The organism is Methylomonas sp. MK1, assembly GCF_000365425.1.
In the GTDB taxonomy this organism is placed as follows: Bacteria; Pseudomonadota; Gammaproteobacteria; order Methylococcales; family Methylomonadaceae; genus Methylomonas.
In genome coordinates this window covers 1,716,633-1,739,636 of record NZ_AQOV01000001.1, presented here as the reverse complement: position 1 = coordinate 1,739,636, position 23,004 = coordinate 1,716,633, and the positions used below count along the sequence as shown (strand labels likewise).

General features: G+C 52.0%; 20 protein-coding genes. 12 read left to right on the top strand and 8 right to left on the bottom strand.

The window, feature by feature from the left end:
* Nucleotides 1-19 precede the first annotated feature (19 nt).
* Complete coding sequence (locus G006_RS0108135; RefSeq protein ID WP_020482683.1) at nucleotides 20-538, bottom strand: RNA polymerase sigma factor; 519 nt, start codon at nucleotides 536-538, stop codon at nucleotides 20-22.
* Nucleotides 539-951: 413 nt separating this feature from the next.
* On the opposite strand from G006_RS0108135, the gene G006_RS0108130 reads away from it, so the two are divergent.
* Complete coding sequence (locus G006_RS0108130) at nucleotides 952-3,441, top strand: TonB-dependent siderophore receptor (RefSeq protein ID WP_235048843.1); 2,490 nt, start codon at nucleotides 952-954, stop codon at nucleotides 3,439-3,441.
* 375 nt (nucleotides 3,442-3,816) lie between these two features.
* Here G006_RS0108130 and G006_RS0108120 read toward each other — a convergent pair whose 3' ends face one another.
* From G006_RS0108120 to G006_RS25200, 3 genes are all read right to left on the bottom strand, one after another.
* Entirely contained in the window at nucleotides 3,817-4,320 is a 504-nt protein-coding gene (locus tag G006_RS0108120) for a hypothetical protein (protein ID WP_020482680.1), read from the bottom strand.
* Between the two features lie 335 nt (nucleotides 4,321-4,655).
* Nucleotides 4,656-7,181: an ExeM/NucH family extracellular endonuclease gene (locus tag G006_RS0108115; RefSeq protein ID WP_020482679.1), complete on the bottom strand. Its 2,526-nt coding sequence runs from the start codon at nucleotides 7,179-7,181 to the stop codon at nucleotides 4,656-4,658.
* Nucleotides 7,182-7,452: 271 nt separating this feature from the next.
* Entirely contained in the window at nucleotides 7,453-8,247 is a 795-nt protein-coding gene (locus tag G006_RS25200) for a UDP-2,3-diacylglucosamine diphosphatase (protein WP_020482678.1), read from the bottom strand.
* 291 nt (nucleotides 8,248-8,538) lie between these two features.
* Between G006_RS25200 and phoU the strand changes: the two genes are divergently transcribed.
* From phoU to G006_RS0108095, 3 genes are read left to right on the top strand one after another with little or no spacing between them, the layout of a single operon-like run.
* Nucleotides 8,539-9,276, top strand: coding sequence for a phosphate signaling complex protein PhoU (gene phoU, locus G006_RS0108105; protein ID WP_020482677.1), 738 nt, complete (start codon nucleotides 8,539-8,541; stop codon nucleotides 9,274-9,276).
* Nucleotides 9,277-9,316: 40 nt separating this feature from the next.
* Entirely contained in the window at nucleotides 9,317-11,251 is a 1,935-nt protein-coding gene (locus tag G006_RS0108100) for a pyruvate kinase (RefSeq protein ID WP_020482676.1), read from the top strand.
* 20 nt (nucleotides 11,252-11,271) lie between these two features.
* Nucleotides 11,272-11,628 carry a hypothetical protein gene (locus G006_RS0108095; protein ID WP_020482675.1) on the top strand — a complete coding sequence of 119 codons (357 nt, stop codon included), beginning with the start codon at nucleotides 11,272-11,274 and terminating at the stop codon, nucleotides 11,626-11,628.
* 89 nt (nucleotides 11,629-11,717) lie between these two features.
* On the opposite strand, the gene G006_RS0108090 is transcribed toward G006_RS0108095, so the two are convergent.
* Together G006_RS0108090 and G006_RS0108085 are read right to left on the bottom strand one after the other, a co-directional pair.
* On the bottom strand, nucleotides 11,718-12,491 hold the full coding sequence (locus G006_RS0108090; RefSeq protein WP_020482674.1) for a ParA family protein: 774 nt from the start codon (nucleotides 12,489-12,491) through the stop codon (nucleotides 11,718-11,720).
* A 58-nt stretch (nucleotides 12,492-12,549) separates the two neighbouring features.
* Complete coding sequence (locus G006_RS0108085; protein ID WP_020482673.1) at nucleotides 12,550-13,038, bottom strand: zinc ribbon-containing protein; 489 nt, start codon at nucleotides 13,036-13,038, stop codon at nucleotides 12,550-12,552.
* 91 nt (nucleotides 13,039-13,129) lie between these two features.
* Between G006_RS0108085 and leuS the strand changes: the two genes are divergently transcribed.
* Genes leuS through holA form a run of 3 tightly spaced genes read left to right on the top strand, consistent with a single transcriptional unit; the run spans nucleotide 13,130 to nucleotide 17,260 of the window.
* The gene (leuS, locus tag G006_RS0108080; protein ID WP_020482672.1) at nucleotides 13,130-15,718 is read left to right on the top strand and encodes a leucine--tRNA ligase; all 2,589 of its coding nucleotides are present in this window, start codon (nucleotides 13,130-13,132) and stop codon (nucleotides 15,716-15,718) included.
* Between the two features lie 22 nt (nucleotides 15,719-15,740).
* The gene (locus G006_RS0108075) at nucleotides 15,741-16,244 is read left to right on the top strand and encodes an LPS-assembly lipoprotein LptE (RefSeq protein WP_033194114.1); all 504 of its coding nucleotides are present in this window, start codon (nucleotides 15,741-15,743) and stop codon (nucleotides 16,242-16,244) included.
* 2 nt (nucleotides 16,245-16,246) lie between these two features.
* Nucleotides 16,247-17,260 (top strand): DNA polymerase III subunit delta, encoded by a 1,014-nt coding sequence (gene holA / locus G006_RS0108070; RefSeq protein WP_020482670.1) that lies wholly within the window; start codon nucleotides 16,247-16,249, stop codon nucleotides 17,258-17,260.
* Between the two features lie 78 nt (nucleotides 17,261-17,338).
* On the opposite strand, the gene pepA is transcribed toward holA, so the two are convergent.
* Entirely contained in the window at nucleotides 17,339-18,151 is an 813-nt protein-coding gene (gene pepA / locus G006_RS0108065; RefSeq protein ID WP_020482669.1) for a flocculation-associated PEP-CTERM protein PepA, read from the bottom strand.
* Nucleotides 18,152-18,452: 301 nt separating this feature from the next.
* Here pepA and cysK point away from each other — a divergent pair, with 301 nt between their 5' ends.
* From cysK to G006_RS0108040, 5 genes are all read left to right on the top strand, one after another.
* On the top strand, nucleotides 18,453-19,403 hold the full coding sequence (gene cysK, locus G006_RS0108060) for a cysteine synthase A (protein ID WP_020482668.1): 951 nt from the start codon (nucleotides 18,453-18,455) through the stop codon (nucleotides 19,401-19,403).
* Nucleotides 19,404-19,553: 150 nt separating this feature from the next.
* Entirely contained in the window at nucleotides 19,554-19,970 is a 417-nt protein-coding gene (locus tag G006_RS0108055; RefSeq protein WP_020482667.1) for a YeeE/YedE family protein, read from the top strand.
* Nucleotides 19,971-19,984: 14 nt separating this feature from the next.
* A complete protein-coding gene (locus G006_RS0108050; protein WP_020482666.1) occupies nucleotides 19,985-20,401 on the top strand; it encodes a DUF6691 family protein in 417 nt (138 codons plus the stop codon).
* Nucleotides 20,402-20,589: 188 nt separating this feature from the next.
* On the top strand, nucleotides 20,590-21,210 hold the full coding sequence (locus G006_RS0108045; RefSeq protein ID WP_020482665.1) for a peptidoglycan recognition protein family protein: 621 nt from the start codon (nucleotides 20,590-20,592) through the stop codon (nucleotides 21,208-21,210).
* Nucleotides 21,211-21,215: 5 nt separating this feature from the next.
* On the top strand, nucleotides 21,216-21,605 hold the full coding sequence (locus tag G006_RS0108040) for a hypothetical protein (RefSeq protein WP_020482664.1): 390 nt from the start codon (nucleotides 21,216-21,218) through the stop codon (nucleotides 21,603-21,605).
* Between the two features lie 33 nt (nucleotides 21,606-21,638).
* Here the strand turns inward: G006_RS0108040 and G006_RS25195 are convergent, their stop codons facing one another.
* Complete coding sequence (locus tag G006_RS25195; RefSeq protein ID WP_051067674.1) at nucleotides 21,639-22,997, bottom strand: DASH family cryptochrome; 1,359 nt, start codon at nucleotides 22,995-22,997, stop codon at nucleotides 21,639-21,641.
* Nucleotides 22,998-23,004 lie beyond the last annotated feature (7 nt).

Here is a 23,004-nt window from a genome sequence, read left to right as displayed (position 1 = left end):
AAATAAACCGTTACCGGCATTAACCCCATTCACGACTGGCGCGGCAATGTTTCAAGGTCTTGGCAATCCGTTTGGCGATAGCCCGCTCGGACACACCCAGACATTCGCCAATTTGCGCGTAGGTCAGACCTTCGACGGCACTTAAATAAAACGCCGTGCGGCACTCTTCCGGCAGCTCGTTCAAGGCCGCATTGACGGCATCCAGATCTTGCCAGATCATCAGGCGTTGTTCGGCATCCGGATCATTGCTGGCGACCGCTTCCAACAGTTCCGCCGACACCTCTTGAGCTGGCGTATAGCGGGCACGCACCGATTCCTTGCGAATATGATCCACCACCAGGTTGCCGGCAATGAAAAAAGCCAGCGCCCGCCTATCCTGGGTGGGCGCGCGTTGCTCGGAAAACAGAATCCGCAAAAAAGTTTCCTGAGCCAGATCCTTGGCGGTATCCGGGCAGTTCAAGCGGCGCAGGAAGAAGCCGATTAAATCGTCCCGGTTTTCCCGAAAGAAGTGATCAATAGTGTCCGGAACTGCGTTCATCTGGGTTTTTAAAAGACTGGGTTAGCAATACAGACGTTTTAAGAAGCAAAATCAGCACCAAGCGCGTTTGTTTCCTCACCGCGTTAAGCCCGCTATCGGCCGGAAATCCCCGCCATTCGGGCTTTGACAGCCGCCTAAGCCGCCGCCAAAAATACAATTTATCAAGAATGAGTAGGATTTGCCCGGACTTTACCATCCATAAAACCGCGCGATATACCGCATATCGTGTGATATGCCGCATTCAGAAAATAAGCCGCGTGCGAACGGGAGGGCCTTGGCTGCGTCTACTATCTATCTCCATCGCGGCGCATGTCCGCAATTTTTCGGGTCCGCTGTTCATGATTTTTGTGCTGAAACGTTGTGAAGAGTAACGCCGGCAATCGGCGCCGCCTTTTACGCATTCAGGAGATTTTATGAGGACACCCACATTCGCGACCATGACCGCGCCTTTTGCCATCACGGCCCTGGCGTTGAGCATTGCCAGCCACACGGTCCACGCAGACACCGCGCAAGATGGCGCCCGAACTTATGCCATTGCCGCCGGCGGCTTGACCGAAGCCCTGACGTCTTTTGCCGACCAGGCCAATCTGAAACTGGTCTTCAACGCCGATTTGACACGCGGCCTGACGGCCCCTGCACTGAATGAGACAGTCACAGTCGAGCAAGGACTGAGCAAATTGCTGAAGGATAGCGGGCTGGGTTATCGCTTGATGGGCAACGATACAGCCATCATCGAAGCTAAACCGGCGGTGAATAGAAGTTCGCCGCAATCGGCTGCCACTATGCCGACGGTAACAGTATTAGGCAAAACCATTTACGAAGCGACCGATCCTTACAACGCGGATTATGTAGTACCCAGCGCCAGCGCCGGCACCAAAATCGATACGCCGGTCATGGAAACGCCGTTGAATGTGCAAAGCGTGTCCAAACAGGTGCTAAAGGATCAGCAGGTCATTACTCTTGATCAGGCTTTGAAAAATGTCAGTGGCGTAACCACTAACAGTTCAGGCGGCCTGGAAGGCGGTTTTTTTGGTGGCACGGGACAATCGATCATCCTGCGTGGTTTTGAATCACAGACCTACTTCCGCAACGGCTTTCGTTTGCAACAAGGTGCATCAAGCCGGGAAATGGCTAATGTCGAATCGGTTGAAGTATTAAAAGGACCGGCAGCGATCCTGTACGGCTTGGTAGAGCCCGGAGGCATGGTCAATGTCGTCACCAAACAGCCATTGGCAACGCCTTACTATGCCGCCAGCCAGCAATTTGGCTCATACGATCATTATCGAACCACATTGGATGCGACTGGCCCACTCAACACCGATAAAAGTTTGCTTTATCGAATGAACCTGTCTTATCAAAACAGTGGCTCGTTTCGCGACTTTGTGGGCAAGGAAGACGTATTCGTAGCGCCAGTCTTGAAATGGCAGATTAGTCCCAAAACCCAAGCCACCTTGGAATTAGAGTATAACCATCAGCATCTTGGCCTTGATACGGCGTTTGTCCCATTATTTGACCGTAAGTTATTCGACATTCCCCGTCGCCGTAATTACAGTGAGTACACGCCAACCACGAGGGAAACGGTCTATGGTGGATTGAATTGGTCGCATCAATTCAACGACGACTGGTCTATTAAACACAGCTTTGCTGTGAATCAGCAAACGATTGATAACCCTCATTTTGTTTATCCTGTCTCCGCTGATAACGCCAGTGTCACCCGACAGCTTTGGGGGGTTGAGAGTCAGTTCAACACCTACTCCACCAATATCGACCTGACAGGCCATTTCGACACCGGCGTGCTCGCACATACCGTATTGTTGGGCGGCGATTATTACCGCTTGGATAATCATCACCACGACGCCACCAGTTTCGCGGACCCAGCAAATTTCATTTGGGACAACTCGTTAGTAGATTTGCTCAGTCCCAACCATCCAGGCACACCCTTTACCCAGCCCTTGCAGTTGATAGGCAATAGTGACAATCGCACCGACCAATTCGGCTTTTATATTCAGGATCAAATCAAATTGCCTTTTGATCTGCACATCATGGGCGGCATCCGTTACCAAAATCTGCATCAACATAATTTGACCGAATTTGGTGATATTTTCGGTGGCGGCACAGACACTTCGGCATCCAGCAATGATGCTGTCACACCTCGCGTCGGGATTTTATGGCAGGCGCAAAACTGGCTGAGTCTTTATGCCAATTATGTTGAGAGTTTCGGTCCCAATACCGCGAACGCCAGACTGGAATCGGGTAAACCGGTGCCGCCGACCAGCGCCGAACAATACGAGGGCGGCATCAAAACCGAGTTTTTCGATGGCCGCCTACGCGCGACGTTCGCCTATTACGATTTAACCAAATCCAATGTTGCTACTGCCAGCCCGACGCTGGCGGCACAGGGTTTGTCGGTAATCACCGGCGCCGTGCGCAGCCGAGGACCGGAGGTGGATGTACAAGGTGAAATTTTGCCCGGTTGGCATGTGATTGCAACCTATGCCCATACCGATGCCCGGATTGCCAAATCCGACGATGAAGGTTATCAAGCGGTCGGCACGCGCTTCTGGAACGTGCCCACTAACACCGGCAGCTTTTGGAATGTTTTTGAGTTTCTGGAGGGCGATCTAAGAAGTTTTAAAGTCGGTGGAGGTGTGACACTGCGTGATGGGCAACGCGCTTGTTGCGATAAACCCGCTCTCACCACTCCCGGTTATGCCACGCTCGATTTATTGGCCGCTTACAGTATCAATTTAGGTAAATCTAAGATCACAGCGCAATTGAATATCAACAATCTATTGGATAAGCACCACTTCACGGGCTTGAATACGATTAGCGATGCGAGTTCGGGAATTGTCGACTTTGGTCAACCTCGCAGTTTTGTAGGCTCAATTAACATTCAATACTAGCTAATCAAATCTACCGGGAGAGTTTTGCAAGGTTTAGAGTTTGAATATCCAAACCTTCCAACCCAGTCGGCAACGGCCTACAAAACCGTCCGCTCCAACAGCCAATATACCGGGTGGGCACGGTTTTTGTGCTTACCCGGCATAAACCTATACCGATAATCGGTTTGCAGAAAAGCGTTGCTCATCCGACGTTTTGTTTTCGCTTGATTTTGGGAGTGGTTTTCTCCCGTTATTCTTTTGGATACTTTTCTTTGGCGGAGCAAAGAAAAGTATCTCGCCTGTCGGTGCGAGAACCGACGTTAGAATAAACCGTCGCGTTAGCGACACAAAATCTTAAGCCGATGGCATCTAGGTAAGCCAGGATTTATCCAGTTTTTAGCCTCGCTTCCGCCGAATCCCCCCCAAACTCACCACCACCCCACTAACAAACATCAATAAAGACGGCGGCAACGGCACCGCAGTGATTTCAACGCCAACGCTGCTATTAATCGCCAGTGCACTTTGATTCAAAAAGATCAAACCCTGATTGAGATCACTCAAATCGCTGGTAATGGCAATATTCAGATTTCCCGCCGTAACAGCTTGAAAATGCAAAACCGCCAGCGAGATCAAGGAACCCACTTCATTGAAACCCAAGCCTGGGAATGCCAAACCAGCAGCGGCCAAGTTCACGCCATCCTGTGTTGAAATATCGGTGAATAACGAGTTGATAGTGCTTCCCAGAAATTGCGCCGCACCCATGCCGCCAAGTTGGGCATTAAAACCAAAGCCCAACACCAATTCGTCTGGACTGGCGTTAGCCAACGGCACGAATGCCACCAATGCAACGTCGAAATAATCGCCAACGTGGGTAAGGCCCGAGGTTTGATTCAATGCCAAAAATGTGGGCTCGCTCGGCGAGATTGGTGATGGGAAATATCCGGTATTTGTAATATTTGTAATAGGTGGAGTCGTAGCTTCAAGTTGAATATTGCCCCCCGGTAAAATAACGATGTCACCCCCTTGAAGCGGTGGCCGTGCAGTTACTTCCAGTCGGGGTCTGGCTATCGACACCGTCCCGCTTATTAGATCCTGATTTTCCGGTACCGAAATACCACTAGCCTGATTCGTACCTGACCAGAACAGACCAACCAGCAAAAGGCATTGACGCCATGTCATATTTTTCATAAAACCTTCTTCAATAAATAAAAATTAATCGGTAATTTATGCGGCGCTTATGGCTTGCTGATAGCCGCGTAGCTATTGAAATAGCCGTACCAAATCCGGTAGTCCGCCATGCTGACGCAACCTGACTTGTCGTAATCCGCTTCCCTGTTAAAGCCAACCTTGCCGCTGCATTTGCCGACCTGAGCTTTGATCAGGCCAGCGTCGTTGTTATCGACATCGCCGTCGTTATCCAGGTCGCCGGGCACGAACAGTTTGATTAACAACGGATCGTGGTCGGATGACCGATAAGCATCGGCCGCGTAGAAACTGCTTACTTGATTCGCCGATTTGAACTCGGTGTTGTAATCCAGGGATCTCGGTTCGTCGGCATTGATATGCCATTCGCCGACGCTTTTGACTTGCGACGCTAGCGAGGCGTTTGCCAGAGCGTGATCCAGATAACCGGCCGCGCCGTCGAACACGTAACTATAAGCCGCCTGATTGCCAATGAAGGTTTCCAGCAGATTTTGATAGCCGGCGTTTTTCAAGGCGCTGATCGGGTCTTCCTGCGCATAGCTGTTTAAGTCACCGATGATCAAGGCATTGCTGGCGCCGTTGTGGGTTGGATCGCTAGCCAACCAACTCGCCAGGGCTTGCGCGGCATCGGTGCGGGTTTGGTTGCAATTGCCTTGGCCGTCGCCAGTATCCGGGTCGTTAACGTCATCGCAAGCCGAACCTTTGGATTTGAGATGGTTAACCGCGATGGTCAGCAGTTTGTTGGAGGCTTTATCCAAGAAGGTTTGCGCAATGGCCGGGCGGTTTTTGGTGTCGAGAAACAAGGGATTGACGGAAGAATCCAAAATCGCCACAGAGCCGGCTGTCGATACCTTTGCGGGTTTATAGATGAGGCCAACCGCGATTTCGTCGGTGCCGATTTTGTTCAAGCCGGGATTGATGAAAGCGTAAGTGCCGGCGCCGGCCAGTTGATTCAAACCGTTCACCAGATCGGCGATGGCGCTGGTGCTGCCGTAACCGTCGTTTTCGATTTCCATCAAACCGATCACGTCAGCATTTAACGCATGGATGGCGGGAATGATTTTGGCGCGCTGACGATTAAACTCCGCGAGCGTATCCGCGCCGCGAGAAGTTGGGAAGCCTACGCCCAGGCCGTTACCGTTAAAGTAGTTCAACACGTTAAAGCTAGCGACTTTCAGAGAACCCAAGCTTGATAAGGTCGGAGCCGGGCTGCGGCTGTTGTCGGCGACAAAGGTCAATGGTTGAGTCGGTTGCAGGCGATACACGCCAAAGTCGTAAGCCAATACACCGGTAGCTCCAACTACCGAGTCGCCGCTGCGCAACGGAGTAGCGGCGCTCAAACCAGTCGGTTGCGGGTAAATTACCGGATCCGGATTTTGTACGTTGATACCGTCGTCTACCAACAGTTGGTTAGCCAAATTTTGTGCGGCGACATCGATAGCGGCCTGGCCGGGTGTGGCTACTTGCGTGGGTGTGAATAAGCGGCCGCCGGACGACAGCAAGAATTCGCCGAAGCGGCCCAGGTTGAAGTTTTCGGTGACGGTCAGGGTTTGCGGCAATTGAATCAGCATGCCTTCCCAGCGCTCGGGATCATTGCCGGCGCTGTCGAAAGGCAGGTTGACTTCAACCGCGGCTGGCAAGGTATTGCCGGAAGAACAGACATCGACCGAGCTGACGGCTTCCATGCGGGTCATAGAGAATGTTTCGGTCACGGTGCCGACGATGTGTACTTTGTCGCCGACATTGACCGGTAAGCTGGATGAGACGAACAATCCTTCCGAGGTGGCAGGGTTCGCATCTGCACCGCTGACTTGTTGCACGAAAAAGCCGTTTAAATTCGTGCTGCCTTGGAAATCGGCGCTAACAACGGCTTCCACATGTTGCACGCTGCCGCTCAAGGGACTAACGCCGCTTGTGCCTTGGATTGCGCTAATTAGCGTTGCGGCTTGGCCGCATTGGGAGACGGGTGGCGGTGGTGGGGTGACGCCGCCGAAGTTCTGGCCGTTGTTGATTGCTGCAAAGGAACTTGTCGATTCCGCGTTCCAGGTAAAGTCTTCGTAACTAGTGCCGCTGCCTTGTAATTGTAGCGATTGGCCGCTGGCTGTAGTGCCGGGTTCCGAAACGCCAATGTCGATGCTGTTCATGCCGGTAGCCGGACCGTCAGCAGCAATGAAAGAACCTTCATAGCTTAAAAATTGTACGACTGTGCTGCCATTGACCAATGCAATTCCGTCTGGTGCGCCATTTTCTATCCCGCTGATAGAAAAGCTTAGAGTGCCAACGCCGTTACCGGATTGGTCGCCGATGGTTCCGCTGAGTGCAGTGGTTTTGTAAACTTTGCGAATGGTGCTGTTCCCGTTGTAAAACACCAACGACCAACCGCTTAAATTAGTACCTGCGGGTCCGACAATCTCCACCGCTTCGCCGGTATCAGCGCCGCCGTTGTCGTAATGTATTTCGTTGATAAACACCGGCGTGGCAGCCTGGGCGTTGCCGAAAAAACTGAGGGCACTCACTGCCGCCAGCAGCGGATAGCTGCGGATATGCTTTGCGATCATGGTCGGATGGTCTCTGTGCTTAAAAATCAGTAAACAGGCCTTGGGCCTGAGCTGACTCGCAGAGAAACGCACTCGTCGGTCTAAGGGGGAAGGCGACGAGCGCGTCATTGGGTAATTTCCCAAAATTCTGCAAGCCCGGTCACATTTTCCGGGATAACAGAGGCGGGAGGGTTAAGATACCGTGACGGTTTAGCGAAGTTTTTGTGACATGTAATACAAACGCCAATCAGACCAGTCGTGCTAAGGGTTTAGCAATTAGCCGGATGACGGTTTAGCCAAGGTGCGGCAATTCTCCGTCATGCTGCTGCGTTAATTGCGGCGTTTCTTGCGCCAGCCAGCGGATCAATTCCAGTCTGCCGTCCTGATGTTCGACTATCGCCGTGCAGCTTTCCACGAAGTCGCCGGTATTGACGTACAAAAAGCCTTCTATTTCCTTGATTTCGGCATGATGGATATGCCCACAGATTACGCCGTCCAGGCCTTCGTTTTTTAGAGTGCGAACAATACTTTCCTCGTAATCGGAAATAAATTGCACCACATTCTTGACTTTGAACTTCACAAACGCCGCTAATGAGAAGTGCGATTGCCTACCGAACAGGCGTCTAAACAGCCGCAGGAAACGGTTGATTTCGATCAGCCAGTCGTAGCCCAAGCTGCCGATCTTTGCCAGCCACTGGTGATGTTTGGCGATAGTGTCGTATTCGTCGCCATGCACGATCAGGAAGCGTTTGCCCTTTGCGGTGGTGTGAATGTCCGAGTTTTTCACGACGATGTCGCCGAACACGTAATCGTCGTAATCGCGGACGTTTTCGTCGTGGTTACCGGGTACGTAGATAATTTGCGTGCCGTGTCTGGCTTTACGCAGGATTTTTTGAATGATGGTGTTGTGGTCGCGCGGCCAATACATTTTTTTGGACAAGGCCCAAAAATCGATGATGTCGCCGACCAGGTACAGTTTTTCGCTGTCGTTATGTTTTAAAAAATCCAGCAGGGCATCGGCCTGGCATTGGGTCGAGCCAATGTGCAGGTCGGAAATCCAGATGGTGCGATAAAAAGAGGTATTCATAAGCAAACGCCAAATATTGGTATCGGACGAAGGCTATTCTTGTCTGCGTTTATGACAACAGCATGACAGAGTCGGCTTGTCGCTTTTTTGCCGGTGAATGTGGGCGACGGATTTTTTTGGGGGCTTTTTGCAGGCTTTAGACTATGGCTGTTAGAAATATGTTTTTTAAAAACAATAGCTAACGAGCCACGTTTCGCGTGTCTGACAGGGTTATGTCACATTCCTGTAATGTACTTGTTCTAAGGTTTGCTTATTACCGAGACCCTGGCTAAACAAGCAAGAGAACTGACGATGACGAAGCAAACAGACACACCCAATAATGTGCATACCTTGCATGCGTATGACACCGATTTGGGGCATATGCACAGTTTGATGCTGGATATGACGGACCTTTTGGTTTATCAGCTGGAGCAGGCGATGCAGGCCCTGGATTACGGCGACGGCGAACTGGCGCAAAAAGTCGTTTCGCGGCATAAAAAGGTCAAACATTTCGAAAGCAAGATTGATGGCGAAGTATTGAACATCATTGCCCGGCATTGTCCGGTGGCAAATGATCTGCGCTATGTATTGTCAACATCGAAAATCGCGGTGGAGCTGGAGAAAATCGGTGTCGAGATTGTCGAGTTCGCCAAGCTGATTACGGTGTTGTTCGACCCGAACACTAGCGACCCCAATCAAAAGCTGCTGACGGACATAGTAAAAATGGGTGGTTTAATCAAGCTGATTTTGGATAAACTGATGGTGGTTTTCGAAAGTCGGGATTCCAAGCAGGCTTACGCCCTGTTGCAATGCGACAGGGATTGCGAGTCGGAATTGCAGGAGGGTATCAAGCATCAACTAACCTTAGTATTGCACGATGCCCGCATGATCCGCCGAGCTCTGGATGTGATGCAAATGATGAAAGCCATGGAGCGTTGCGGAGAGCATTGCCGGAACATCGCCGAGCACGCGATTTTCATGTTGGACGGTATTGATGTGCGGCATGGCGGTCTTGCGATTAAGGAAAGTTGCATTAACAATCCCAGCTGATTAAGCGGACAAGCCGACCGCTTGGCTTTAGAGGCGATCTTTGACAACGAATCCCGTTACCAAAAACACTTATTTGCAAGACGCCGTGGTCGATGAGGTCCTGAGAGAATTGATGGACATTCGCGCGGAAATGATTGCCGAAACCGCGGGGTGTCAACAGCGCATCGATCAAGTGGAGGGCAATAACCGGGATAGCGCCCGTAATATGCTGCATTATCTAGCGCTGCGCCGCCGCGACCTCAGGCCCTTGCAACTAAAACTGGCTGCCCTGGGGCTGTCGTCGTTGGGGCGAGCGGAATCGCATGTATTGGCAACCATCGATGCGGTTTTGGAGGTTTTGCATCGCTTAACCGGACAGGAGTGGGTGCCGCCTAATCAAGAGACGGTAGTGGTGGATTTTGCCGCCGGCGAGCGATTGCTGGTCGACCATACTCATTGCTTGTTGGGGGAGGCTGCAAATGGCCGTGGTGTGCGGATCATGGTGACCATGCCCAGCGAAGCGGCGGAAGACTATTCGCTAATTCACAATCTGCTTGAGCAAGGCATGGATTGTATGCGCATCAATTGCGCCCATGATGACACGGTGGCATGGATGCAAATGATAGCCCATCTGCGACAAGCCGAGCGCGCGCTGGGCAAAACTTGTCGTGTCGTGATGGATCTGGCCGGTCCCAAGTTGCGGACCGGCCCGCTCGATCCGCGATTAGCGGTGCTGCGAATTCGTCCGACGCACGACGACCACGGCCGACTCATCGCGCCGGCGCGCGTCTGGTTAACGGACGTGTCGCAACCCACTGCTCCGCCTTCACCCGCTAATGCCTGTTTGCTATTGCCAGGCGAATGGCTACGCCGTTTATACCTGGGTGAGCAACTGAAATTCACCGATGCCCGCGGCGCGAAACGAAACCTGGCAGTGGTTGACATTACTGAGCAGGGTTATTGGGCGGAGGCGACGCAAAGCGCTTATATCGTTCCCGGCACGGTTTTGAATCACGAGCGTAAGGTGGCTCATGCCGATGATCGCCAAGTGACTATCAATCTGTTACCGCAAGCTGAAAATGCCATTTTGCTAAAACAGGACGATTTGTTGATCTTAACGCGTGACCTGGCGCCCGGTCGGCCGGCAACTTATGACAGTAGCGGCCAGGTGCTGACGCCGGCCATGATCGGTTGCTCCATTCCGGAGATTTTTGACGATGTTCGAGCGGGAGAGCCGATCTGGTTCGATGATGGCAAAATTGGTGGCGTGATCGATAGAGTTGAGTTTGCCCAAGTTCTGGTCAGAATCACCCATGTGCGTGCGCGCGGTGAAAAACTGAGAGGCGATAAGGGGATCAATCTGCCCGAGAGCAGACTAGGGATCAGTGCGTTGACGGCCAAGGATATCGAAGATCTGGGTTTCGTGGTCGAAAACGCTGATGTCGTGGAATTGTCTTTTGCCAATAGCGCGCATGATGTCGAGTTGCTGCATGAGCATATGGCGCGTCTGGGGGATAGACGGCCGGCGATCGTGCTAAAAATTGAAACCAGGCGGGCGTTCGAAAACTTGCCGGCCATGTTGCTGGCTGCTATGCGAGCGCCTTGTTGCGGGGTGATGATTGCTCGTGGCGATTTGGCTGTGGAGTGTGGGTTTGAACGGCTGGCCGAAGTGCAGGAAGAAATATTATGGATCTGCGAAGCTGCCCATGTGCCGGTGATCTGGGCGACGCAGGTTCTGGAAACTCTGGCCAAGGAGGGGATGCCCTCGCGGGCGGAAATTACCGATGCCGCCATGGGCGACCGGGCGGAGTGTGTGATGATCAACAAGGGGCCGCATGTGCTTAGCGCGGTGCGCGTTTTGGACGATATTCTCAGGCGTATGCAGCAGCATCAAGCCAAGAAACGCGCGATGCTTCGCGAACTGCGGCTGGCGCATACGTTGAAGCCCCAACAAGCGTCTATCAACGAGTGTAGCTTGACCGAAATAATTATTTAGCGCAGCTAGGGAGTATGGAAATGAGTCAGATGTTGCAGTTCCCGCTTCAAAATTTTGATGCTTACTGTCAAGATTTACATAAATTGCAGCTTAATCCAGGGTATATCATGTATGCAAACCGGCATGCGGGTAATGATCAACCGGCAGCCCGTTTGATCCCGCCAAATCAACTCGAAGCAGCCTTGGCGCATATCGATGCACCTTCCGACGACACCTTTAAGCAGCTGGTGCGGTTGGGTGTGTTATTGGACACGGAATGGGATCGCAGCACCGAGAATTGGGTGATCGTTTCTTTCGAAGGCTGGGAGGTGTTGCACAAGGCCTTTTGTCGGTTGAACATGAGGGTTGAGAAATCAATGATGGAGTTAATCGGGTAAACCCTACGTTCACGCACCGGTTTGTAGTGTCCTTTAAAACAAAAAAGCCAGCATTGCTGGCTTTTTTAATGTTGGTGTTTGCTAAACGGCTATTTGTGAATTTCCAAATGCAAGGCCCGGTATTCTTCGGTCAACTTATGGGTTGGCGCGTAGTGAATCAAAGGCTGAGCATCGCTATGCGACTCGCGGACTTTCACCGAGGTGGAGATTTTGGTTTCCAGTACCGGCAAACCTTCGGCGATCAGTTCATCAACCAACTGGCGGGGCAGGTTGGCTTGTTTCTGATATTGATTAACGATGACGCCTTCTACTTCCAGTCTGTCGTTATGATCGGCTTTGACTTCAGCGATGGCGCGCATCAGTGTGTACAGTGCTTCGCGGGCGAAGGTGTCGCAGTCGAAGGGAATCAGGCATTTTTCGGCGGCGATTAACGCGGACAGGCTGTAAAAATTCAGGATAGGTGGGGTGTCGATATAGATTTGATCGAAGCCTTCCAGTTTTTCCAGAGCTTCTTTTAATTTGTAGATTTTATGCCGGGATTCCAATCTGCTTTGTAAGCCTTCCAGGTCGGAATGGGATGGCAGCACGTAAAGGTTGGGGAAGGGGGTTTCATGAATCAAACCGTCCAAGCCTTCCTTGCCGCCGCCGAAGAGGCCGAGGCCTAGACTGTCCTTGAAAAAGTGGGCGATGGTCTTGTCGGAATCGGCGACCTTGTTTCCAAGTAAATATTGGGTTGAGTTGCCTTGCACATCGAGATCGATCACCAGGGTTTTTTTACCCTCGACGGCGCTGATGGCTGCCAGGTTACAGGTAATGGTAGATTTACCCACGCCGCCTTTCTGATTGAAAATCACCCTGCGCATAATCGCCCTCGATTGTTAAAAAATAAAAGCCCGCATTATAAGGTTAAAGCCTGCAATATCAAACGCGTGAGAAACTGTCGCCTTTGCACTCGGGGCAGGCCGGTATAACGCTGGTGGACTTGAAGGCGATTTGCTTGCCGCAGGCATCGCAGACGAAAGTGCCGGGGCCGGCTACTTCACCGCTTTTATAGGGGTGGTACAGCTTGGCTTCCATCTCCAGTGCGGCCAGCTTGACCTTGGTTTTGTCGGCGATGTCCATGAAGGCGTCCAAGGCAAAGTTTTCGATCAAATCGATGTCAAACTTCAACCATTCGGACAGCGAGTTGCTGTCGTTTTGTTGCGATGGCGCGGTGGCAACATGCTCCACGTCGCGCATCACGTAGTCGGCGATTTTATTGATTTCTTCTTGGGTATGGCCGCCCAGTGCGCTGGTTTTTTCCTTGGCTATTTCCAACGCGTCGGCGACGGTGTGCAGCGTATCGTCCAACGCTTCGTAAAGATGGCCCATCAGATCGTCGTACGCTTTGATCAGTTTGTTTTCGCCCATGGCTGCTCCCGGTGTTGTTTTAATTTTCACGCTTTAGCTTTAAGCGTCTCTAAGGTATTCTAGCGCCTTTTTACAGCAAAAGACGAATAGGATGGAAGAGCATTACAAGCCGTCGGAAATAGAGCAAAAAGTACAGGCCGACTGGGAAAAATCCGGGGTTTTTACTGCCTCTGAAGATACCGGCAAGGAAAAATACTATTGTCTGTCGATGTTTCCTTATCCCAGCGGCAAGCTGCATATGGGCCATGTCCGCAATTACACCATTGGCGACGTGATCAGCCGTTTTCAAAGGATGCAAGGCAAACATGTACTGCAACCGATGGGCTGGGACGCGTTCGGTTTGCCGGCGGAAAACGCGGCGATGCAAAACAAGGTGCATCCCGCCGACTGGACCTATTCGAATATTGATTATATGCGTGACCAGCTGAAACGGCTGGGTTTTGGTTACGACTGGAGCCGCGAACTGGCGACTTGCGATCCCAGCTATTACCGTTGGGAACAATGGTTCTTCCTGCGTCTGCTGGAAAAAGGCTTGGTTTATAAAAAGACCGCGCCGGTCAACTGGTGTCCGCACGACCAAACCGTACTGGCGAACGAACAGGTGATCGACGGCTGCTGCTGGCGCTGCGACACCCAAGTCGAGAAAAAGGAAATTTCCCAGTGGTTTTTAAAAATCACCGCCTATGCCGACGAGTTGCTGACCTCGCTGGATAAACTGCCCGGCTGGCCGGAGCAGGTCAGAACCATGCAGGCCAACTGGATCGGCCGTTCCGAAGGTGTGGAGATGGATTTTGCGGTCGATGGTTTTGACGCGCCGATTCGCATCTATACCACCCGCCCCGATACCGTGATGGGGGTGACTTACGTTGCGGTGGCCGCCGAACACCCGTTGGCATTGAAAGCGGCGGAGAACAATGCCGACATCGCTGCCTTCATAGAATCCTGCAAGCAGATGGAAACCTCGGAAGCGGCGATGGAAACCATGGAAAAACGCGGTATTGCTTCCGGTTACCACGCCATTCATCCTTTGACTGGCGCATCGGTGCCGGTGTGGATTGCTAACTTCGTATTGATGAACTACGGCACTGGTGCGGTCATGTCGGTACCTGCGCACGATCAGCGCGATTATGAATTTGCGAAGAGATATGGCATTGCCATCAAGGAAGTTATTGCCGCAGCCGATGGTGCGGACGACAGTGTCAGCGAAAAGGCGTTTACCGAAAAAGGTGTGTTGAAAAATTCCGGCGAATTCGACGGCTTGAATTTCAAGCAAGCTTTCGATGCCATCGCCGCCAAACTGGCCGGCTTGGGCAAGGGCGAACGCAAAACTAATTTCAGATTGCGCGACTGGGGCGTTTCTCGGCAACGCTATTGGGGTGCGCCGATTCCTGTGATTTATTGCGATGACTGCGGTACCGTGCCGGTGCCGGACGATCAGTTGCCGGTAACCTTGCCGCGCGACGTAGTGCTGGATGGCTCGCAATCGCCGCTGGCTGCACATCCGACTTTCCCGCATACCACTTGTCCGCAATGCGCCAAGCCGGCGCGGCGCGAGACTGATACCTTCGATACCTTTATGGAATCGTCCTGGTATTTCGCTCGTTACGCCAGCCAGGATTGCGACACCGCGATGCTGGATCAGCGCGCCAATTATTGGTTGCCGGTCGATCATTATATCGGCGGTATCGAACATGCGATTTTGCATTTGCTGTACGCGCGTTTTTTCACCAAGTTGCTACGCGACGAAGGTTTGGTGGTTTGCGACGAGCCGTTCAAGAATCTCCTGACGCAAGGCATGGTGATCGCTGAAACCTTCTATCAAATCGACGATCACGGCCATAAGCGCTATTTCAATCTGACCCAAATCGATGTCGAACGCGACGCCAAAGGCAAGATTATTGGCGCCAAGTTGCTGGAAGATGGTTCGCCAGTCACGGTCGGCGCAGTGGAGAAGATGTCCAAGTCGAAAAACAACGGCGTCGATCCGCAAGTCTTGATCGACAAATACGGCGCCGATACGGTGCGGTTGTACACCATGTTTACTTCGCCGCCGGACCAATCGCTGGAATGGAACGATGCCGGTGTGGAAGGCGCGTTCCGCTTTCTGAAACGTTTGTGGCGGCAAGTCTATCTGCACGTCGAAGCCGGTTTGCCGAATCAGTCATTGGATAAGGCAGCATTGAGCGACGATCAAAAAGTGTTGCGCCGCCAGTTGCATCAGGCCTTGCAAAAAGTCAGCGACGATATGGCCCGTCGCCATACTTTTAACACCGCGATTGCCGCCAACATGGAGTTGGTTAACGCGTTGAATAAATTTGATGACGATAGTGCCAATGGCAGGGCAACTCGCCAGGAACTGCTGGAAGCCATCGTCTTGATGCTGGCCCCGATTATTCCGCACGCGTCACAAGAGCTGTGGAACGAGTTGGGCCACAACGATGACATCGTGGTGGCGGCATGGCCGGTTATTGATGAATCGGCGTTACAACAGGATGCCATCGAGATGGTGGTGCAGGTCAATGGCAAGTTGCGCGGGAAATTATCGGTAGCGGCGACGGCTTCCAAAGAGCAAGTCGAAGCGTTGGCTTTGGCTGACGAGAACGTGCAGCGTTACCTGGAAGGTAAGCCGGTGAAAAAGCTGATTGTAGTGCCGCAAAAACTGGTGAATATCGTTGTTTAAACGCTGGATTTTCGAGAAGCAGATGATTAATCACTTGAGCCGGATGGTCTTGTTTGGAACTTTGGCGCTGCTGCTTGGCTGCGGATACCATCTGCGCGGTTCGATAGAGATGCCGGAAGTGCTGAAAAATATGTATGTATTTGGCGCTTCCCAGCCCTTACAGGGCGAATTGCAAGCGATCATGAAAGCCTCGAAAGGCAAAATCGTCGGTTCTCCCAACGATGCAGGCGTGGTAGTTAAGGTGCTACGGGAAGACATGCGTAACCGGGTGCTGACCATCGGCTCAACCGGTAAATCCAGTGAATCCGAGTTGGAATACTATCTGCGCTTTCAATTTTTCGACAGTAAGGAAAATGCGCTGATGGACGAACAAGTGATCGAAATATCCAGGGAGTTTTTTAACGACCAAACTGCAGTGCTGGCGAAAGGCAACGAAGAGCAATTGATTCGTAACGAAATCTATAAGCAAGTGGCGCGGATGATATTAGCCAGAGCCAGGATAGCCGTCGATACGCAGAAAAAATAAGTATGCGCCTAAAGCTTGACCAGTTAACCGCCGCCTTGCACAAAGAACTGGCACCGGTTTATCTGGTTAGCGGTGACGAGCCTTTACAACTTGGCGAAGCGGCGGACGACATTCGGCGCGCGGCGCGCGAGGCTGGTTTTTCCACTCGCGAGGTCATTGCTGTCGATACCGGCAACGAGTGGCCGCAATTGACTCTCGAAGCCGAATCCCTTTCTATTTTTTCCGACAAAAAGCTCATCGATTTACGCATGCCTTCCGGCAAGCCGGGTTTGGAAGGCAGTAAAGCCCTAAGCGCGTATTGTCAGCGTCCACCCGAAGATACCGTATTGCTGATCACGGCCGGTAAGCTGGATAGTGCGGCTCAGAAGTCGCAATGGTTTCAGGCCTTGGATAAAGTGGCGACCGTCGTGCAGGTGTGGCCGTTACAAGGATCGGAGTTACTAAACTGGTTGCAGCGCAGGGCGGAGCGGAAGGGCATGCATTTGGAAGGGGATGCTCTAAAGAGTCTAGCGGTGCGAGTCGAGGGCAATTTGCTTGCCGCAGCCCAGGAAATTGAAAAGCTCTACATCTTGCACGGCTCGAATAGTATCTGCAAGGCCATGGTTGAGGACGATGTGGCTGATAGCGCCCGCTTCGACGTGTTTAAGTTGATGGACGCTTTGTTGGCGGGCAAGGTCAATCGAGCCGTTAAAATTCTTGCCGGGCTCAGAGCGGAAGGTGTCGCGGCGCCGGTGGTACTGTGGGCTATTAGCCGCGAAGCGCGAACGCTGGTGAATATCAAGACCGAATTGAAACGCGGCGGCAACCCAGAAGTACTTTACAAAAAATATCAGATATGGGATAAGCGCAAACAGTTGGTGCAAGAGGCCTTGCAGAGGTTGAAAAGCAAGGATTTGCAGGGTATTTTGCAGGCCAGCGCCAATGCTGATAGCCAGATCAAAGGCCAACTGCCCGGCGACGAATGGGAAGGCTTGTTTGGGATTTGTTTGTTGTTTTCCAAGGGATTACAGCTTTAGACTTCGGTCCGGAATAATTCATCGCCCAAGCGATAGCGTAGCTTGGGCGATGAATTGGACGTGCTTTAGATATAGAGCTTAAGCAACACTGTTTTTGCGTTTGCCGGCACTAATCAAGCCGATCAGGCCAGTGCCAAACAGCCACACAGCAGCAGGTACAGGTACAGCTGTCAATTGGATCGAGCCATCTACGGCAGCAAGTACGCCGGTGCTTTTGTTTTGGCCCAAAACGCTATTAATTCCCGACAGTAAAGATGAGTTGTTCAAATTGATCGAAAAAATTGAGTGGCCGCCGGTTATGCCTGGGGTGTAGACGTTGGAGTCGTAGCTACCAAAAATACCGGAAAAATTTAAATCCAGTTGCTCGGCGCCTACGCCTGCTGGCGATATGACCCCGGAACCGCCGGTTACGGTGCCGGATAAAATTGCAGCTCCGTTGTTGAAGCCGCTATCGCCCGTAAAACTGTAATCGGGTGTCGTGTCAAAATACAGGTTAACTGCTCCGCTCGAGAAGTTGAAGGATTGGAAACCTGAGAAATTACTGTAGGTGCCGTTCAGGGTTGCAGCCACAGTCAATTCAAAACCCGAGCCCGCGCCGGAGATATTCAATTCCGGAACATTGATGCCGGCATTATTCAGGAAATGACCATCCACCATGGTTTGGAAATAAGCAGTAAAGGTAGTTGCGCTGGTAAATTGCACCAAGGTAATGCCTGAACCAAAATCGTAAGTATCAAATGGGCCTACTATCGCTTCGTCGCCAGTAGCGCCAGGAGCGGCTGTATAATTCGCCGTTCCGGCCCATGTACTCGCCATTGAAACAGGAGCCACCAAGCTTAATCCCGCAGCCAGAAGCATGGTTTGCTTTAAACGATTTGTGAAAATATTCATATTTATACAACCTCAAAAAATAAAAAATTACTCCCCCTTCGCAGAGGCTTATACCTGTTTTTGTTATTCAATTCAAATAACGATTCTATTACACCGTTTGATCACTGGAAGAATACTGATTACAAGCGGTGTGCCACGGGTTTTATGCAAATAAACTACTTGAGAGGTGAATAAAAATAGGCCTGCTGCTTGGATAGCTTTTCTAAGAAAGGCCGTCAGCGAATGGTTTTAGAATCCGGCACAATAGGTCGGGTCATTTTTCTTACACAGAGTAACCCCCGTATCCCACAGGAAACCCGCCATGCCCGCTTGGTACTCAGATAATTCCCAGTCGATAGGTCGAACGCCTTTGGTGCGGATCAATCATATCAGCCAAGGATTGAACGCGACGCTGCTGGTGAAAATTGAAGGCCGCAATCCGTCCTATTCGGTGAAATGTCGGGTCGGTGCGGCGATGGTCTGGGCCGCCGAGCGTCAAGGCTTATTAAAGGCAGGCAAAACTTTACTGGAAGCCACCAGCGGTAATTCCGGTATTGCGTTGGCTGCGGTGGCTGCCGCGCGTGGCATTCCCATCACGTTAACGATGCCGGACAATATGAGCCAGGAGCGCCGCACATTATTATTGGCGTATGGGGCGAACTTGCTGCTGACCGATGGCGCGCTGGGTATGCGCGCAGCAGTGGAAAAGGCTGAGGCGATTGCCGCGGCCGACCCTGAGCATTATCTATTGCTGGAACAATTTAAAAATCCGGCTAATCCGGCGATCCACGAGCAAACCACCGGCCCGGAAATTTGGCGCGATAGCGGCGGCCAGGTCGATATCTTTGTCGCCGGCGTCGGCACCGGCGGTACGATTACCGGTGTGTCGCGTTATCTGAAAAAACATTGCGGTAGACCGGTACTCAGTGTCGCTGTCGAGCCGTCCGGCAGTCCGGTATTAAGCCAGACCCGCGCCGGGTTGCCTTTGCAAGCCTTGCCGCATGGCATTCAAGGCATAGGTGCCGGCTTTGTGCCGCAGATTTTGGATTTGTCGTTGATTGACTTGATCGAGCCGGTGGAAGACGCTGAAGCCATCGCCTATACACGACGCCTTGCTAAGGAAGAGGGCATTATGGCCGGTATTTCCAGCGGCGCGGCGCTTGCTGTTGCAGTGCGTCTGGCCAAGCGTCCGGAACATGCCGGCAAGATTATCGTCGCGGTGTTGCCGGATTCCGGTGAACGTTATTTGAGCTCGTCGCTGTTCGGCGAGTAAAGAGAATGTCAGGGATAGTCGCTGTTAGCGTGCGTGAGCAATTTTAAAATGAGTGTAATCAAAGCGATTTTTATCGGCGTTAAAGTGCGGTAACCCTGGTTTGGTATTGCGGTTTCTGATTCAATACCGGATTTTTGGCAAGACTCACGCATGAATTATTTGACGATTTTATCCGCGCTGGCCGGGGGCGCGATGATCGGGCTATCTGCAGCCCTATTGCTGTTTACCCATAAACATACCGCCGGCATCTCCGGCATCGCGGCAGGCATATTACCGCCTTGGAGCGAGAGCAGTGTCTGGCGTGGCTGGTTTCTGGCCGGCCTGCTGGCCAGCGCGCCCCTGTATCGCTTGAGCGGCGCAGACATCGCGCTGGACTTGGATGCCTCGCCCGGTCTGCTGGCAATTGCCGGCCTATTGGTGGGGTACGGTACGCGGCTTGGCGGCGGTTGCACCAGCGGACATGGTGTTTGCGGTATCGCCCGCTTGTCGGTTCGTTCCATCGTGGCGACGCTGACCTTCATGCTGACTGCCGGTATCACAGTATTTATTGTTCGTCACTTGCTCTAAACCGGACTTTCTTGATGAAAAATACAGTTTATTTATTCGCTTACGGCCTGCTGTTTGGGTTGGGTTTGATTGTGGCCGGCATGAGCAATCCGGCCAAAGTCTTGGCGTTTCTGGATGTGGCGGGGGCATGGGATCCTAGTTTGGCCTTCGTCATGGCTAGTGCTTTGTTGACGCTGGGGCTGGCGCGCTATTTGATGCATCGCAATAATGACGCCGCTGATCGCGAGCAAGAACCTTCCGCTAGCGTACCGACCGGTGTGGATGGCAAACTGATTGCCGGTGCGGCGATATTCGGCGTCGGCTGGGGGCTGTCCGGTTTCTGTCCAGGACCGGCTCTGCTGGGATTAAGCGCCGGGGTGTTGGGTAATTATGCGTTTGTTGCGGCGATGTTTGCCGGGTTTTGGTTGTTTCGCTTGTTGCATCAACGCTAGGTAAGCTGCGGTCTGATAGGGGTATAAAACGCTAGCGGCTGGTTTTGCCGGAGATGCAAAATTGCTCGAATATGCCGGTTTTGGCAAATTATCGGCTTGGCTGGAAAGGCGTTACTACTGGATGGTCACCCGGCCATTCGAACGATCAGGGATGGGGTAGCGTTAAGTAATAATTTTTGGAGATAACGGTGGCGGATAGTGTAAAACCGACATTGAAGGACGGTAAAGTCTTAGCCGCTCAGGTAACCGACAAGATTTCCACGAAGATCGAGAAAGGTAATTTGGTAAACGTGCATGCAATTGTCGTTCACCAAACCGGCAGCAAAACATCGGCTTCGTCCTTCAGCAGCTACGAAAATGGGAAAAACGGCGCGCATTTTCTAATCGACGTTGATGGCAGCATTTATCAAACCGCGCGGGTAAATCAAAAATGTTGGCATGTCGGCGAAATTCGCAGCCGTTGTTATCAGTTTGGAAATTGCAGTACGGACGAGCTGAAAAATGTAAAAGCTATTCTTTTCGAGCAAAAGAAGTCTTACGTGGCGCGGGTAAATAAACTCTATCAGCACGAAAAAGCTAAAACGTATCCAGATCGCTATCCAACGAATGAAGATTCCATAGGCATAGAAATCGTCTCCGGTTTTTCCGCCGATAAGGGTTATGATTTGGTAAGCGACGAGCAAAATGCATCGCTCAAATGGTTGATAGATACCTTGGAGGAATTGTTGGGGTTGACCGCCAACGACATCTATAAACACTCCGAGGTCGGTTATAAACAACCTAGCGAAGCAAGCTCCGCAAAGTGGTAAATGTGATGCGTTCGGTTCCGTCACACACAGTACGCACCGCTTTTTGGGTTTTCGCGGCCATATTCTCGTTAAATGCCTTTGCGATTGATGGGTTTACTCAGGTGCGGGTAGTAATGGCCGGTGCCGACCAGCCTGGGGCGTTCTGCGAGGACTTTAAACTTTCCACGCCGAAAGCAAAAAGCGTTTTGCGCAAAGCCAGACCGATAACATCGGTGGAGTATCTGGAAGGCTATTTCTATTTACCCTGTTTTGTGAAAGGAACTGCGAATTTTCACGGACGTCCCAGCAAATGGACGATACGCGCCGGTGGTAATATTTCCGTAACGCAAGACGATGGGCTGGAATTTTATTTGGGGTGCGAATCCTGCGCGAAAAGTTTTGGAATAAGCCGTTAGCATCTCAGCAAACAGAGGAGTTGGATCGTTAGCCTAAGCCGACAATATAGATGCCAGTTTCGCGGCGGCCGGGTCCACCGGCCAATCGGCGGCATCGACCGAATCCAAGGGTAGATTGCGGATTTCAGCCTGCCACTTATGAATGAACTTCCCGTCTGGATCGTATAACCTGGTTTGTTTTTCCAGATCAAAATGCCGCTGGCCGCGCGGGTCAGCGCCCACCCCGGCTTGATATTGCCAATTACCCCAATTACTGGCCACATCGTAATCCAGCAAATGTTGCTCAAAATAAGCCGCGCCAAAGCGCCAATCCACGGCCAATTCATTGACCAAGCAGCTGGCGACGATTTGCCGACCGCGATTGGACATATAGCCGGTGGCGTTGAGTTGTTTCATGCAGGCGTTTACCAGCGGATAAGGCGTGTAACCGTGACACCATTTTTGAAAGCGTTCCGGATAGAAGCAGGTCAATGGCCGGCGTTGTTTGATGCCGCGAAACGCAAATAGCTGCTTGCCGTACTGATGGCCGTACCATTGAAAATACTCCCGCCAGAGCAATTCAAAATACAGCCAATAGGTTGATTCATTGGCGCCATTGTCTTGTTCGTAGCGGCGTAAACTGGAATAGATCTTTCGTACTGACAGATTGCCGTGGGCCAGCCAGGGCGAAAACTTAGTGGAATTTTCCCAACCGTCCAGTTCGTTGCGCTGGTCTTTGTAACGGCTGGGGTAGCTGCTGTGGAAATACGCTTTAAGATGTTTTTTGCCCGCCGTCTCGCCGCCACGAAAGGCCAACTCCGCATCGAGTGCTGAACTGGCCGGTAAATACACCGGGAAATTCAATAGCCAATCCGATTTGGGCTCGGGGCTGGGCGGCAGAGCATCGGGCGGCGGTAAGGGATGGTCGATGGGCAACTGCTCGACCCTGTCCTTGAATGGGGTAAAGGACTGCGGCAATTGGGCAAAGGGCAGGTCTTTCAGGTTGAACAGGGTTTGCGTGTCCGATTCGACAAAACGCAGGCCCGGCAAAAGCTTTTGCAGGCCCTGCCATTGTTGCCGTTCCTGAAATCCGCAGTGGCGGCTGCGATAAATTACCGAAACGCCGTGTTTTTTGACTAGCGTGCTGATAGCCGTTGCGGGTGCTTCGTAACAAACCAGTAATTGCTGACCGATTTGCTGGAGATTTCTATCCAGGTCCTGCAAGGCTTCTTTTAAAAACCGCCAACGCTGGGCCGACAGGTTGGCCATACCGTACTGGTTGGGTGCCAGCCAGGCAGGGTCCAGACAATAGACGCAAAGCAACTGATCGACGACCGCGCTGGCTTGTTGCAGGTTGGGATTGTCATGCATCCGTAAATCATTACCAAACCAGTAAAGCCCTATTCTGCGCATTGTCGTC

Coding starts and splice junctions, on each gene's coding strand:
- G006_RS0108135 (WP_020482683.1), bottom strand. CDS start 538: ATGAACGCAGTTCCGGACACTATTGATCACTTCTTTCGGGAAAACCGG.
- G006_RS0108130 (WP_235048843.1), top strand. CDS start 952: ATGAGGACACCCACATTCGCGACCATGACCGCGCCTTTTGCCATCACG.
- G006_RS0108115 (WP_020482679.1), bottom strand. CDS start 7,181: ATGATCGCAAAGCATATCCGCAGCTATCCGCTGCTGGCGGCAGTGAGT.
- G006_RS25200 (WP_020482678.1), bottom strand. CDS start 8,247: ATGAATACCTCTTTTTATCGCACCATCTGGATTTCCGACCTGCACATT.
- phoU (WP_020482677.1), top strand. CDS start 8,539: ATGACGAAGCAAACAGACACACCCAATAATGTGCATACCTTGCATGCG.
- G006_RS0108095 (WP_020482675.1), top strand. CDS start 11,272: ATGAGTCAGATGTTGCAGTTCCCGCTTCAAAATTTTGATGCTTACTGT.
- G006_RS0108090 (WP_020482674.1), bottom strand. CDS start 12,491: ATGCGCAGGGTGATTTTCAATCAGAAAGGCGGCGTGGGTAAATCTACC.
- G006_RS0108085 (WP_020482673.1), bottom strand. CDS start 13,038: ATGGGCGAAAACAAACTGATCAAAGCGTACGACGATCTGATGGGCCAT.
- leuS (WP_020482672.1), top strand. CDS start 13,130: ATGGAAGAGCATTACAAGCCGTCGGAAATAGAGCAAAAAGTACAGGCC.
- G006_RS0108075 (WP_033194114.1), top strand. CDS start 15,741: ATGATTAATCACTTGAGCCGGATGGTCTTGTTTGGAACTTTGGCGCTG.
- holA (WP_020482670.1), top strand. CDS start 16,247: ATGCGCCTAAAGCTTGACCAGTTAACCGCCGCCTTGCACAAAGAACTG.
- pepA (WP_020482669.1), bottom strand. CDS start 18,151: ATGAATATTTTCACAAATCGTTTAAAGCAAACCATGCTTCTGGCTGCG.
- cysK (WP_020482668.1), top strand. CDS start 18,453: ATGCCCGCTTGGTACTCAGATAATTCCCAGTCGATAGGTCGAACGCCT.
- G006_RS0108055 (WP_020482667.1), top strand. CDS start 19,554: ATGAATTATTTGACGATTTTATCCGCGCTGGCCGGGGGCGCGATGATC.
- G006_RS0108050 (WP_020482666.1), top strand. CDS start 19,985: ATGAAAAATACAGTTTATTTATTCGCTTACGGCCTGCTGTTTGGGTTG.
- G006_RS0108040 (WP_020482664.1), top strand. CDS start 21,216: ATGCGTTCGGTTCCGTCACACACAGTACGCACCGCTTTTTGGGTTTTC.
- G006_RS25195 (WP_051067674.1), bottom strand. CDS start 22,997: ATGCGCAGAATAGGGCTTTACTGGTTTGGTAATGATTTACGGATGCAT.